Source organism: Sporosarcina sp. So3-204 (genome assembly GCF_058068165.1).
The window spans coordinates 1570290-1584370 of sequence record NZ_CM176485.1 but is presented as its reverse complement, the minus strand read 5'-3'; the positions used below and the strand labels follow the sequence as shown (position 1 = coordinate 1584370).

General features: G+C 34.7%; 14 protein-coding genes and 1 pseudogene. 2 read left to right on the top strand and 13 right to left on the bottom strand.

Going from position 1 to position 14081, the window contains the following annotated elements; translation table 11 throughout:
- Positions 1–124: 124 nt before the first annotated feature.
- The 10 genes and pseudogenes from AC3RV6_RS07705 to comGA all read right to left on the bottom strand — a co-directional run bounded on the left by AC3RV6_RS07705 (position 125) and on the right by comGA (position 9227).
- Positions 125–736: a recombinase family protein gene (locus AC3RV6_RS07705; RefSeq protein WP_489748864.1), complete on the bottom strand. Its 612-nt coding sequence runs from the start codon at positions 734–736 to the stop codon at positions 125–127.
- A 490-nt stretch (positions 737–1226) separates the two neighbouring features.
- Positions 1227–1919 carry a hypothetical protein gene (locus tag AC3RV6_RS07700; RefSeq protein ID WP_489748863.1) on the bottom strand — a complete coding sequence of 231 codons (693 nt, stop codon included), beginning with the start codon at positions 1917–1919 and terminating at the stop codon, positions 1227–1229.
- A 206-nt stretch (positions 1920–2125) separates the two neighbouring features.
- Positions 2126–3031: a hypothetical protein gene (locus AC3RV6_RS07695; RefSeq protein WP_489748862.1), complete on the bottom strand. Its 906-nt coding sequence runs from the start codon at positions 3029–3031 to the stop codon at positions 2126–2128.
- Positions 3032–3214: 183 nt separating this feature from the next.
- Entirely contained in the window at positions 3215–3436 is a 222-nt protein-coding gene (locus tag AC3RV6_RS07690; RefSeq protein ID WP_489748861.1) for a hypothetical protein, read from the bottom strand.
- A gap of 190 nt (positions 3437–3626) precedes the next feature.
- Positions 3627–4745, bottom strand: a complete 1119-nt coding sequence (locus AC3RV6_RS07685) for a hypothetical protein (RefSeq protein WP_489748860.1) — start codon at positions 4743–4745, stop codon at positions 3627–3629.
- 20 nt (positions 4746–4765) lie between these two features.
- The gene (locus AC3RV6_RS07680) at positions 4766–4954 is read right to left on the bottom strand and encodes a hypothetical protein (RefSeq protein ID WP_489748859.1); all 189 of its coding nucleotides are present in this window, start codon (positions 4952–4954) and stop codon (positions 4766–4768) included.
- Positions 4951–5799 (bottom strand): hypothetical protein, encoded by an 849-nt coding sequence (locus AC3RV6_RS07675; protein WP_489748858.1) that lies wholly within the window; start codon positions 5797–5799, stop codon positions 4951–4953. The genes AC3RV6_RS07680 and AC3RV6_RS07675 overlap by 4 nt, the downstream gene beginning before the upstream one ends.
- 1254 nt (positions 5800–7053) lie before the next feature.
- A pseudogene (locus AC3RV6_RS07670) lies at positions 7054–7168 on the bottom strand (prepilin-type N-terminal cleavage/methylation domain-containing protein); the annotation flags it as partial.
- Positions 7169–7180: 12 nt separating this feature from the next.
- The gene (gene comGB / locus AC3RV6_RS07665; protein ID WP_489748857.1) at positions 7181–8212 is read right to left on the bottom strand and encodes a competence type IV pilus assembly protein ComGB; all 1032 of its coding nucleotides are present in this window, start codon (positions 8210–8212) and stop codon (positions 7181–7183) included.
- Between the two features lie 7 nt (positions 8213–8219).
- Complete coding sequence (comGA, locus tag AC3RV6_RS07660) at positions 8220–9227, bottom strand: competence type IV pilus ATPase ComGA (RefSeq protein ID WP_489748856.1); 1008 nt, start codon at positions 9225–9227, stop codon at positions 8220–8222.
- Between the two features lie 387 nt (positions 9228–9614).
- On the opposite strand from comGA, the gene AC3RV6_RS07655 reads away from it, so the two are divergent.
- Positions 9615–9857 (top strand): DUF2626 domain-containing protein, encoded by a 243-nt coding sequence (locus tag AC3RV6_RS07655; RefSeq protein WP_489748855.1) that lies wholly within the window; start codon positions 9615–9617, stop codon positions 9855–9857.
- Between the two features lie 58 nt (positions 9858–9915).
- On the opposite strand, the gene AC3RV6_RS07650 is transcribed toward AC3RV6_RS07655, so the two are convergent.
- Positions 9916–10554 carry an MBL fold metallo-hydrolase gene (locus tag AC3RV6_RS07650; protein WP_489748854.1) on the bottom strand — a complete coding sequence of 213 codons (639 nt, stop codon included), beginning with the start codon at positions 10552–10554 and terminating at the stop codon, positions 9916–9918.
- Between the two features lie 162 nt (positions 10555–10716).
- On the opposite strand from AC3RV6_RS07650, the gene AC3RV6_RS07645 reads away from it, so the two are divergent.
- On the top strand, positions 10717–10896 hold the full coding sequence (locus AC3RV6_RS07645) for a DUF2759 domain-containing protein (RefSeq protein WP_489748853.1): 180 nt from the start codon (positions 10717–10719) through the stop codon (positions 10894–10896).
- 40 nt (positions 10897–10936) lie between these two features.
- Here the strand turns inward: AC3RV6_RS07645 and AC3RV6_RS07640 are convergent, their stop codons facing one another.
- Together AC3RV6_RS07640 and AC3RV6_RS07635 are read right to left on the bottom strand one after the other, a co-directional pair.
- On the bottom strand, positions 10937–12040 hold the full coding sequence (locus AC3RV6_RS07640) for a YqgU-like beta propeller domain-containing protein (protein WP_489748852.1): 1104 nt from the start codon (positions 12038–12040) through the stop codon (positions 10937–10939).
- Between the two features lie 105 nt (positions 12041–12145).
- On the bottom strand, positions 12146–14038 hold the full coding sequence (locus AC3RV6_RS07635) for an LTA synthase family protein (RefSeq protein WP_489748851.1): 1893 nt from the start codon (positions 14036–14038) through the stop codon (positions 12146–12148).
- Between the last annotated feature and the right edge of the window lie 43 nt (positions 14039–14081).

Sequence of the window (14081 nt, the reverse complement as noted above, 5' to 3'; positions counted from 1 at the left end):
TTCCGCCTTATGCGCAATATCTCATATGCCTTAAAGTGACCTGTACGGTGCTTTAACGATGATGAATTACCCTGTAAAATCAATCTTTTATCAATTGGATATAAAAAAAGAGCAATCGCAATGATTACCCTTGAAGTTCCGCTTCATATTTTTTTATCCGTCTATATAAAGTAGCTTTTGCTAATCCTGTATTTTCTCCAAATTGTACGGCTGTTTGATTTCCTTCTTTCCATTTTTCGTATTCTACTACCCAATTATCGGGTAAATCTTTTGTAGGTCTACCAAACTTTACACCGTTTTTCTTCGCAACTGCGATACCTTCTTTTTGTCGTTGTTTGATATCTACTCTTTCCTTCTCCGCAAATGCAGATAATAAAGCAAGTATAATATCCGATACCGCACGTTGCATCACATCGTCCGTATCTTTTGTATCAAGCATCGGCTCGTTGATGAACTGTAGATTGATACCTTGCTCAACAAAGTATGCGTATTCGTCTTTTATATCTGTATATGATCGAGATAAACGACTAATTGAGTCAAAGATTACTGTATCGCCTTTCCTTGCTACTTGCTTCAATGCCATATATTGCGGTCTGTTTATATCCTTACCGCTTAGTTTATCAATAAAGATATCTCTCTCACTAATATCCTTTCCAAGCATTGTATCAACTTGTCTAGCTTCATTTTGTTCCTTACTGCTAACACGAATATAGGCGAATGTTTTTGATTTTGTCATTGTCGTAGCCCCCTTATGATATGATATTATCTTAATTATATCATAATCGTATCAAATAGTACTCTAATATATGACGCGTATCAAAAGTTGTTTCCGCCACATATGATACAATGGTGGATGTACTACCTACAAGGTTCGTGATTTAAGTTGAAAGTGTTGCATAGTGTGTACCATTTGATACAGTGTTATGGTGTCGTTCATGGTATCGAGTCGTAACGATGCAAGCACCAATCAACGTCACTTTCCGCATATGAGATAATACGGCTTCTTACTATAAATTAAATATAAGGCGGCGTTATGTGACGGTGTAGCTTGCTTTAACGATGATTATATTTATTAATTCTTATTTTAAATTTATCGTTTCGGTATGTAACAGCCGTTGATTTTTTGATGTGCTTACACGTCAAATCTTAGAAACCTCTCAGGATACTCCCATTAACTTAGAATATAAAAAACACCTTCATACAAGAATGTGTTTTAGTGACAGTATTTAGTTCTCTATAGTTTTTTCTTCCTGTTGCATCAAGATGCTAAACAATGTATGCCAATGATCGATTTTTGTTTTGGCTCTTATATATCGTGCATCATTTTTTTTAGCCGCATTAGTTTTAGATGATAGAAAACTAATTGTTTTAATAGGACTCTTTGTATTATTTACGACAACTTTTAAAATCATTGACCTTACTTCCTCGCTTGATGTTGTTTTAGTGCCCATTCCACCAATAATAGCACCTGCTCCACCTGCAAGAACTCCTCCTATAATAGCTCCTTTAATTTGAGCCTTTCTACTAGTTTGAGTTATCGTTTGTCCATCTACAACTATTTCTGATTCAAGAATATCTTCGTATTTATATGTTTCAACTTTATTATTATTAAAGTAAACAAACGCTACCTTTCTATTCTTTTCATCAAGTAGTATTTCTACACCCGAATTATTTGAAGTGAATTGTTGGGACACCCTAAAATCCTCTAGGGTTTTCCTTAGTCTCATGCGTTTCTCAGTCCTACCAACCTTCGCCTTTTTCTTTTCAACATTAATCTTACTTTGATAGAGCATAAATGCAAACCAAATACCTATCCCAATAGTACCCAGGAAACCCGTCATAGGCGACAAAGTAAAGAACCAAAAAATAATAGAAAGCATAAAAAGTATTACCAAAAAACTAGCTACATTATAATTCATAATAAACACTCCTTCTCAATTTACAATCTACGCAAACTCCCATATAAAGTTTGGCTGTAAATGCTTGATAACCCAAACCACATCGCCTAACCATTTACAGTAGTTGAATAGTTAATAGGCTAGCCATCGAATAGAATGTATATCTTCTAGTAATAAATAAAAAGAATAGCAAAAACTTTTTTTAGAATTAATATTGTCGCGACAGTTTAATCCTGGAAACTAGTTAGAATTCCATCATTAAAGTAAAGGTATTGACCTTGACCGTACACCCATTGTTCTCTTACTCCATAAGTTGAAACTGTTCTATTGACCTTTTCTGGTTTACCCCATAAAGAAGCTTCAACTTCTCCTGTAGTCATTCCGAGTGAAGGATTTTGTCCTTTTGCCTTTTCTACAAGAAGCTTATTTGCCACCTGTGCCTGTTTTGTATCTGCTATTTCGTCTATCATGCCCTTATATCCACCATTTTTAATATATGTCCAAGCCGACTGATCAATTGGCGGAGGATGGTTATATTCTGTTGTGAAAGATGTGTCCTTTATCGCCTTTTCTATTTCATCGCTTAATCTTCCATAATAATCATAATTAACTCCCATTGCTAGATTATATTGGGCTACATAAGGTAATTCATTTGATTTTAAATAATCCACGTAATGATTCATAGCAATAGCCTCTTCATGCCCGTTGAGAATGGTAGACTCACTATATAGTTTTTCTGCTTTGTCCACTTCGCCATTAATAAGTGCTTCTTCCATTAAATTTAACTTTGATATTCTTTCTGTTTTCATTACATTATTTAAAATTTTCTCGTTGTCTTTGTCTGGATTTGTCGAGCCTATAATAATTAACTTTTCGAGATTTTCATTTAGTAATGTAAAGTCTTTTTCTTCGATGATTCTATTGAAAAATTCATCACTAATTTCTATTATTCCCTCGCTGACCAATTCATTTGCTTTTACTTCTTCAATTTTCTTTCGAAAACCATCAATATTATTATCTTCTGCATAAACGTTTAATTCTTCAATAATTTTCATTTCCTCCGAATTATCGGTCACTGGATTACATGCAGTTAAAATTAAGATAGTTAAAAAAGATAATAATTTAAATCTCATTTATAGTTCCCCCTTATTTTATAGTATATTCTAAATATAATGATAACATAGTTCTATCTACTTATAACAACAAAAAACAGTAGTAACAATAACAATTGGTTCGATTGTTACTGCTACTACTGATTGATGTTGTTGTTTGTTGGTGCTACCTATCTAATTTATTTATTTATTGATGCTACTTGATCAAGTTGTTTGCTCATGACGTAGTTGTTTATTAATCTTTATTCTAAATCCATATTCTTCTCTTGTGTAGGTGGCGTATCCTAGTTGTTGTAACTTATGTAGTTTCGTATCCATCGCATCAACCTTTTTGCCTGTGTATCTTCCTATTAAATCCTCAAAATCTATCAACTCCGTCTTATCCACTTCAAGTAGCTTCTGTAGCTTATCAATTAGTTTGTTCATTTGTGCCGCCTTCTCTCTCATTATATTGGCTGTTATCTTGTGTTATTTCATTAATGTACTTATTAGGCATAGTCATAATAGAGATTGTTCTGTTCTTATATTTATTACCTAATATCATCTATCTATCCTATAGGTGAGAATCATAGGTTGTATATAGTGTATGCCCAATAAATACATTATTAACCACTATTTAGAATGGTAACAACTCTTCTTTTATGTAAACCTTGCCTCTACTGTATCTAACATCATTTCCAACCTTCTTATCTTCTGCGTCCCTCTTCTTCATAAGTGCTTCGTGAACTTCGGGTTCAACATACTTCATACGTTCATATCCACCTTTCTCATCATTAAATTGCCATGCTTGACGTGGAGCGTATGTATTAGCCATTCTGTCATCCTTATGAACACCTGTAGAAAAGTAATCCATATTATGCGTTACGTCTAGTAGCCTGTACGACCTCATTAGTGACATATATCTGGTAAGACTCGATTTAGAGATACCTGTTTCTTTTGCTAGATTTTCCATTGATACATCATAGTTCTGTTTATCAAAGTGATAGTTGCTCATACGAGCAATGTAAGCGTACAAATAGAAACCTGTGACACCTAAAGTTGTATTCCTATTAATTATTTCTTCAACTTCAATAGGTTCACCGAATCCACTTTTCTTCTTAACTTTTACCGTCTCCAAAGAGAATCTATCTTCCATACAATATGCGAATACATCAAATTCAACAGGATGAGTATTTGAAATGTCATGAAACGTACCCAAATAATCCTCTTCAATAACTTCTCCTGTTTCAGTGTCAATGCCTCTGTGAGTTCTAGATAATCCATGATTGGGAATCATAGTATAAAACCTCTTACTCATCTTCTCTTTCATATCGGCTACATATTCCTCGTATCCTTCTTCATCGCTCGGTATGAACGTCAAATTCTTTTCTTCGTCCAAATCCCATCCAATCGGAAACACTCTTGTAGACGTTGTAAACTCTAGTTCTTCAAGTATGCCACCCTTGTTGATTAGGTAGTTCATTGTGCGATTTGACTTGTCATATCCTAGCATTTCCTTTATTGTTTCGTTATCAATTAGTTTGTTATTTACAAATATTTTAGCGTTCCTATACATATACGTTATGAGGTACATATAGCTATACGCAAATGCGAGGTGTGAAGAGGGTAATTGCTTACCATCCTTATCTAGCTTTCCCTCTGTAACTTTAATCTTGTGTAGTTGATCAAATAACTCGAACGGCATGTAAATAGTATTCTCTTCTTCTTTGTAATTAACATAATCATAAATTCTCATTTCTCTTCTCCTTTTGACGGTTATTTCACCGTATTCTCATGGTTTATTAGTAATTCTTCTAGTCGTTCCGTCTTTTTGTAAAGTGTGAAAATATTACCGTCTTTAATACTGCGTCCCTTAAATATATAAGGGACACCACTTTCTTTTAGATATTCTGACATTGTAGCCGTATAGCAAAAGAAAAAGTCTTGTGTTGTAAGTTTTGTCATGCCGATTCACCTCCATTTCTTGTTAGGGCAATTTGGTCTTTATATGTGATAGCGTGAGTAATAGCCTTTGTTAAATCTCCCGTGCGTAACTCACGTATCTTTGAGTATTCCACTTCAAATTCCTGTTGAACTGTAAATTCATCAGTGGGCAGTTCAATCGGAAAACCTAAATGATGTGAAATCCAATCTATATCAAATTCAATGAATGGGTTAATACCTTTACCTGTTGGATGAAGCCTTAATTTGTTATTACTCGCTAAGACGATACCCATATCTAACTCATGATTACGATAAAACTCTTCCATGTCGGGGAATGGATTATCTTCTAGTGTCTGTACAAGTTCACCCATGCCTAATCTTTCAAGCCATTCAACTAGAACGTGCCTATATTCGGGTTTTCTGTAACCTTTATGACCACTATCAATACATAGTAGGATTTTACGTCCTTCTTCTGTTTTCGGTAGAGGTATATCATACATACTCCAAATTGTAATTAATGTTGACATACTAAACTTTTCAGAATAATTATCATTACTAACACCAAAGATATTGTTCAAGTTGACCGAATCCTTGTTGTAGGGACTATTTGCATACAACTTAGTTAAATGATTGTCGTATGTATAACCTCTATTTAAGGCTAAATCCACACCAATAGACTTGCGCGTATCTGCAATATCAATTGTTGCGAACTTCTTCCTTGAAAAGAAATGATTAATCTGATATCCGAAAACATGTTTCAGTAAAGCCGTTGAAATAAGTCCATCCATGTCATTTGATAATGTTGTATTTCTATCCTGTTTAGTAAGTGTCCATTGTGGCATTGCATCTCTAATTTCTTTTTGCATAAGAAGCGTGAATCTAACAAAATAGTTTCCTTTTTTGTTGCTTCCTTTTTCTCACAGGATTTCATAAAATCCAGAAAATAGTTGACTAACATCATCGGCTTTGTTCATTTTAGAGAAAAAGGAAGCTAAGTTGGTATCATCATCGTTTCATCTCCATTTCTATTTTTTATTTTTCCATGGCTATTGTGATATGATTCCGCCTATATATATTGATATAGCTACACCAATTCAACCACCCCCATTGTGTTATAATAATTTTGTTGACATGCTTGTCCATTGTGATATAATAAATGTAGAAGCTAGATAATCAACTTCTCACACTACACAAAAAGGTGCACGTTTATATTCTATCGGATTTATATACTACATGTATATAGGTCTATTCTATCGTTTAGTAGATTGATAGATTAAAAGGACTTCCCGACTATTAAAAGTTGGAGTCCTTTTTTTATGCTTATTTTTCTTACATACCCTTGCAACCTCACACAATCACCTCGAAACAACTCTCTATAGTTTACTACCAAAACTATCACCATCAATTTCAGACGCACATAAACACATTGTGCGAGGTCTGTGTAAAGATGTGTCATAAACCGCTATCCACTTGTGAGCATCTTAACGCGTCCTGTATCACCTGTAGCGCCCATTTATGTATTTATACCATAAGCTTACTTATGCGCTTATAACGATTGATTAGACACTCTGTAAGTCATCTATAATACTTTGTATTATATTAATGTTATCTGGTGTATATGAAATGTAACCAATGTCAAAGTAATCTTGATGTGTTTAATCAAATAACTTGCCCAAAAATTATTGTTGTTGATGTGACGATAGATTACTGATTACATGATGTACCTTGATAATGTCATTGATGATTGTTGTCATGTTTACCCCTCCAATCAATTTTAAGATACTTATAGACACAGTCTGACAGTTTGTTAAACAATGCTTAAATAACTGTAGTATTTTTGCGTATATATGCTTTAAATTGCTCACAGATAGGAGAACTACTTATTCATCGCCCGTCACTAACAATACCTTTAAACTGTTAAGTAAATCCTGTTCAATATGTGCATACTTCTCTACCTCTAAAAAGTAAGTTGTCATTGTATTTCCTCCTCTATTCGGGATGTAAATCAATTAGCTTTTTCAGACAACCTCTACAAACCTTGTTGTATAGCCATTTGTGGACTGAGGTGTTTATTACCTCCATCATAGCGATATACGCTGAGCAGCCTTTTTCATCAATAGACTTCGAATGCTTCGTTACGTTAGGAATCGCAATTAAAATTAGAACGGAGATGATTAATAAAACAATCATCATTTCTATTAATGTAAAACCTTTTTCTTCCTTTAATTTAATCATATTTAGCTCCTTTTATATTTTATCCAGCATCCCGTAAATAGGTAATAGTAAAGCTATATAAGCCGCTAAGATACATATCGCGATAATACTGAATAAAGCCGGTTGTAGAATTGATAGCCCTGTCGCAACTCTACGATTAATGGCGTCTTCAAGATGTTCACTATATAAAATTAACTCTTTAGGCAGATAGCCACTTTCGGCTCCATGCTGGGCAAATGATGAGAATTCTTTTAGTAATCCATTCGTCATTTCTATCGCAACATGGAAAGGGTCACCGTAAATGACGTGCTCATGTACATTTCTAGCAATTTCACTTAGTACAGGATCTAATTTCTGCTTTATCAGGACTTCAAGTGCTTCCTGCATCGATAAACCAGACTCCAAAAGCCCACCTACTTCTGAAGCGAATAAATGGGTCTTCCAACTGAAAAAAAGTTGTCCAACAATCGGTATAGAGCTGGCAAAACGGATTTTATTATAAGCGGTCAATTTTCCATAATAAAACGAACCAACAAGTACTACTATTCCCATTACAACGCCTGTACCGATAATAAAGTCTGGAATCTTAGCCATTATTGATGGAAGTAAGGAATTGATACCGGCTTCATCACCTTGTCGGGACGTGGCTAGTACTTCCATATTCGGTAGGAAAAACCTACGAAAACCAAAGAGTAAAATCGAAATAAACACGAACAAAACCGCAGGATAAGTTAGAAGACTTTTTAATTTCTTTTTTGTCTCTTCTGTTCTTTCTAAGCTCTTTGCCATAGCTTCCAAAGCATCCACAAGCCGACCATTTTTTTCGGCTATTGCAACTGGTAATAATGTACTCGCAGAAAATCCAAATCGCTGAAGAATTTGAGTTACATCTTGACCATCTCTTAAACCCTCATCTATTTCCTCCAATATAGTCTGGTAGTCTTTAATATGGTGAGGTATGAGAAGATTTAAGCCATCATTGAATGTAAAACCTTCTTTTAACAAAATTGATAACCTCAACAAAAACGCAGGCTGATTTTGGAGTTTCTGTTTTCGTTTAATCATTAATTTTTTAACCATTAGAATTAGCTTGCGGTTTTCCATATTTCCTGGAAAGAGTTTCAACTCTTAATTCTTCAGGATAAACGACACGCTCTCCTTTTGTGATTGAATCTGCAAGTTCCTCTAACATATTCCCCTCAATTATTTCAAACACTGCATTCGTTTCACCGTTTTTTGTCCTTACAAGTCGCTGCGATGATATACAAACTACTGTTTGTCTTAGTTCCTCTGCAGATATTCCAAAATCCATCATCCTGTAAAAACAGCCCGCTGGATCTTTTGAGTGAACAGTTGTAAAAACTAGATGCCCTGTCAAGGAAGCTTGCACCGCAATTTTAGCAGTCTCACTATCTCGGATTTCTCCAATCATTATGACATCAGGCGAATGTCTTAATATTGCCTTTAATCCAGTTGAATAACTCATTCCCGACCTCTCATTCACCTGAATTTGAAGTAGATGCGCATGATTATTTTCAACAGGATCTTCAAGTGTTATCACGTGTCTATCAAGATTATTAACACAATGAGCAGTCAAAGAATAAATCGTAGTCGTTTTCCCGCTGCCCGTTGGCCCATTAAGCAGAATTAGGCCTTGTTCCTTGGAAGCGGCACTGCGTAATTTATCGGCCCATTCCTTTTCAATACATAATTGATCAATTGAAACAATTCTATCGTGTTTTTGTATTCGGATAACAACGCTTTCTTTGTAATGTATAGCTGGAATTGTGGAAACACGGAAGGAAAGATTCTCTCCTTGCATTTGTTTGTGGAAGGAACCACTTTGGGGTTTTCGCTTATCGCTAATATCAAGTGAAGATTGAAACTTCAGATATGAAATCATTCGATTCGCCAACTGCTGGGGTAAAGTTCCAAATTTAGTTAGCTTGTTATTTTTTTTAAAGAGTACGTCATAACTTTCTTTCATAGGCACGAGATGAATATCAGATGCTTCATAAAGAATCGCTTTTTGTAATAAACTCATACATCTTTTTTCAACAACGCTCTCATGCTTCTCCATTTAACACCCTCTCTTAAACCGAATATGTGTTAATTCGGCCAGTTTTTAAGTACATCCCAAAATATATTCATGAAGCCTAACAACGGATGACTGCTATCCGTCTTAACTAAATTATACAATGGCTATAATTTAAATGGAATACTTTCAAGCAAGGTCGAATTGTGTATAGGGATTTAGCTAGTATTTTAAAGTTATTACACGCTTAATCGCGATAAGATTTCTTCCTATAATAACTTTTTTAATGCAATCCTTTTTATAAAGTTAGAACACTTTTAGGATATACACGTCTTTGTCACAATAATTTCATGATTTGAGTTTACTTCTATAGCTGTTATCCTCTATAATGAATATGAGTTTATTGTATTGTTATTAAGGAGGGACGCACACATGGATAACATGTTTAAGCTATTAGGCTGGTGGACAGGTATATTCGCAGTGCTATTTTTTGTAGGTGACATGATGACGGCTTCACTTCTTTTTGTTGCGAATACGATCTTCTTCCTACTACTCGGTTATTTAAACCTGACAGAACGTATGTATATGTACATGTTTGCAGCATACCTAATGGTGTTTATGGTTGGATTTAGTTATTACTCAACATTTATTCACGTACCAGGTGCTGGACATTAAATCGTACATACAAAAAACAGCCTTTATTGGCTGTTTTTTTGTTTCTTATTTGATTTAATTAAAAACCATTTAAGAATGGATTTGAATCCATTTCCATTTGAGGAGTAGTCGAATCCCCGTGGCCTGGGTAAATTATAAAATCATCATCTAATGTTAATAATTTATCATGGATTGCAGTTAAAAGCGTTTGGCTATCTCCGCCTGGTAAATCTGTTCGCCCGACACTTCCTTGAAACAAGGTATCCCCAACTACCGCAAATCTACTTTGATTAAAAATAAAGACTATACTTCCCGGTGAATGACCTGGTACATGGCGCACTTCAAATTCAAATGGCGCAATTTTCATCATTCCCTCTTCATTTATAAAATAATCTGCTTGTTCATTCTTAACGAGTGGTAATCCTGGGTATCGAGTAGAGCCATTTTGTACTGGATCCGTCAATGTATCTTTTTCAATTTCATGAATATAAACCGGAATCTTAAAATGACTCCTAACAGCATCAACTGCACCTATGTGATCGAAATGTCCATGCGTTAGTAGAATTGCTACGGGCTGCAGTCCCGCGCTGTCAATCGCCGCAATAATTCTTTCCCCTTCTTCACCTGGATCTATAATTAAGCAGTTTTTTGCACTATCTTGGATAATATAACAGTTTGTTTGAATTGGCCCTAGTGGATATGTAGTTATTTTCAACAAAATATTCGCCTCCCTTCTCTTTATTTTACTCAACACGATTGACGAATTCAAACAATCGTCACTAATTCCACTCGACAAATTACGCTTCAGACATTATAATAGAGGAGGAATCTTGCTATTATCGGCATTCATTTTTTCCATGTTGAAAGGAGTGTCTTTACGATGAATTTATTAATGGTTATTTTTGGTCTGATTGGTATTTTTGCAGCGATTGGGACGGTTCAAGCAGTGAAAGAACGCAATCTCTTAAGTATTGTCTTTAACTTTGGAGCTTGTGTTGTTTTCGGAGGCTTTACTATCGCTACAATCGTTACACAAGGATATCCGGTATACTTGCATTAATAAAAAAACCTTTGCGCATTATTGCGTAAAGGTTTTTTTATTATTTTAGCTCCAAAAAGTTAATAACATTCTTCTTTTCCAAATTGATTAACAACTCTTTATTTTGCCCAAATAAACAATTTCCTTTATCTGGTGAACAACGGAGTGGTCCAATAGCTACGTCTTTCACCAATACATCTAGTTCGCCACCATTAATAGTTACAAGCTCGTAAGACACCTCTCCAGCCTTCCCTGACACCTTCCCCTCACTCGGAGCTGACGTAACCAAAGCTGATTGAGATAGCCAAGATATATCCGGAATAACCCATTCTCCAAAGTTGCTTACAACGGGCATCTTCCAGCTCGATAAAACTGTTCCTGATTGATCAGAAATCGTAAATAAAGCATTTTCATCTTCACTTACTTGAACCGTTAATATCGAATCTTTATATGTATCTAAATAAATAACTTTACCAAACCCAGAAAGTTCCGTCTCCTTTGTTAAATAATCATAAATCGACAAGTTAGCACCTTCTAAAGCCAGATCCTTATTATGAATAATTGCGATTTTTTCTTTTCCTAACCATTTTGGAAAAGGATCTTCCATTGGAATCATATTGAATCCCCCTGTAGCCCCATTGTATAAGAATACATCGTAAGACCAGTCTTCATAAAAAGCAGTTAATAAGACGAGAGTAGGATCTAATTGATTCCATTCAATTGCTAACTCGGAGGAAGCGATTGAAATTTCATCAAGAACTTTTCCTTGTAAGGAGATAATTTTTACAACCGCGGATGAAGTATCGGTTGTCGTATGTAATAAGATTGTTTTTTTTGAAGGATGAATGAGAACGTCCGCAATAATAGTATCTTCCTTGTATACCGTATCAATTGCACCAGTCACTATGTCAAAAGTTTTCACAGCATAATAAGCATCTTCTTTTTCAACGAAAACGATTTTTGTATCAGTTAGCCAATCAGCAATATATTGGAATGATGCCGAACTTAAGGACATTTTTTTTATAATAACTTCCGCTTTTTCATCTACTATAGTAGGTGAAGAAGGATTTTTGTTCTTTGATTGATCAACAATTTCTACAGGTTTTTGCGCACAGCCTACTAGTAATAGTAAGACTAAGCTATAAACCACTATTATTCGCTTCAACTCTCTCATCCTTCCATTATAATTCTTGATTATAGACATACCCATAAGAAAAACTTTTAAAAAAAGACTGCACAGAGATTCCTGTGCAAGTCCTTTTGTATAACTTTACTTTTTATCCTGAACAGATGTTTTATCTTCTTCTTCTTCTTTAAAGCGCAGTAAATCTCCATTAATAATCATATCGGAGTAATCCAGCTCTGTGGTTGAACGCTCAATGTATGGTTCACAAGCCCCGTTATCGACAGGTTCGCCTGTTATAGCATCATAACAAACTTCTTGAGCGTATACATTTTTATCTGTTACAAAACGTCCATCACGGAAAGTGACAAATGACTCGTGATCAGGTGAGAATATATCCGAACCGAGATTCATATCATCTTTCGTTTCAATTCCTAAAAGGTGTAGTAGCGTTGGTCGTAAGTCAATTTGACCTGCAACTTCATCCATTGTTTCACCTTTACCATATCCCGGGATATGGATATAAAGTGGGACCCTTTGAAGTTTAGCGTTATCAAAAGGTGTTAATTCCTTATCCATATACATACCCATAGCCTTATTATGATTTTCTGAAATACCATAATGGTCACCATACATTACAATTATAGAATTATCATATAAGCCTTTTTCTTTTAAATCTTCAAAAAACACCTTTACAGCTTCATCCATATATCTAACAGTTTGAAAGTAATTATTTAAAGTTTTAGAGTTTGAATCATAAGCAGAAATTAGTTTATCTTCTTCATCTAATTCAAACGGGTAATGATTTGTTAATGTAATTAATCTTGAATAAAACGGTTGTGGCATGTCCGCCATTAAATCTACCGATTGATTAAGGAAGGGAATATCCTTCATACCCCAGTTGACCGCTTCACCTTCGCCTACTGTATAACTATCAACATCATAAAATTTATTTACATCAAGCGCTTTGTACATAATATCTCTATTCCAGAAGCTTTTGTTATTCGCATGCATTACATTTGTAAAATAATCATTTTGTCCAAGTCGGTGCGCAAATGAGTTATAAGTATTTCCACTATGCGTGAAAAATACTGCTCCACCGTTTCTAGGATACAAAGAGTTCTCCATCAAAAATTCTGAGTCTGAAGTCTTACCCAGTCCAGTTTGGTGGTAAAAATCTGAGAAGTAAAACGTATCTTGATCCGTAGATAATTCGTTTAAGAAAGGTGTAATTACCTCACCATTCATTTCTTCATTGATTACAAAAGATTGAAGTGATTCAAGCGAAACAACAATTACATTACGATCCTTTGCAATTCCGAATTTCTCTTTATCTGGAGCCGCATAGTTTGCATTGATATAGTTCCCTACTTCTACAAGTTCACTGCCATCAGCTAAAGCGCGCTGTGCATGTGATTTAGACTGCATAATAACATCATAAATATGGTAATTATACGTACCAATATTTTTCACAAGAAGCTCCCGATCAAATGCGCGTGTAAGTAGTTGTGGTCTTTGTGTTTCTGCAAGACCAAGGTTTAGCATCATGACAGCAGCAGCCATTATAAAGTATACCTTACGTTTAGTTTTACTTTGTATAGTAGAAACTTCAATTTTAGGAATAAATCGGATTGCCAATAAGACAATTAACACATCAGTAAAAAAGAAAATGTCTGTTAGATGCATATTCCCTGTAACTGAAGACGTTAAGTCTTTAAAGTTACTCGTTTGAAATAACACCGGTAATGTAATAAAATCATTGAAAAAACGATAAAATACAGCATTACTGAACATAACAACTGAAGTTAAAACACTAACCGTTAATATATATATGTTGCGTTTCTTCGTACTCTTCATAAATAATGCGATGCCATAAACAAATAGTAAAAAACTGAGTGGGTTCAAAAACAAAATGAACTCCTGCATTACATTATCAATTTTCATACTAAAGCTTGCATGATAACCAATATACGTTGTAATCCATGTTGCGACTATCGCAATAACGAGTACGGAATGCGTAGGCCAAGAAAATTTCTTCATTCCTTCTCTTCCTTTCAATTTAAAAGTATATCAAATTTTATAG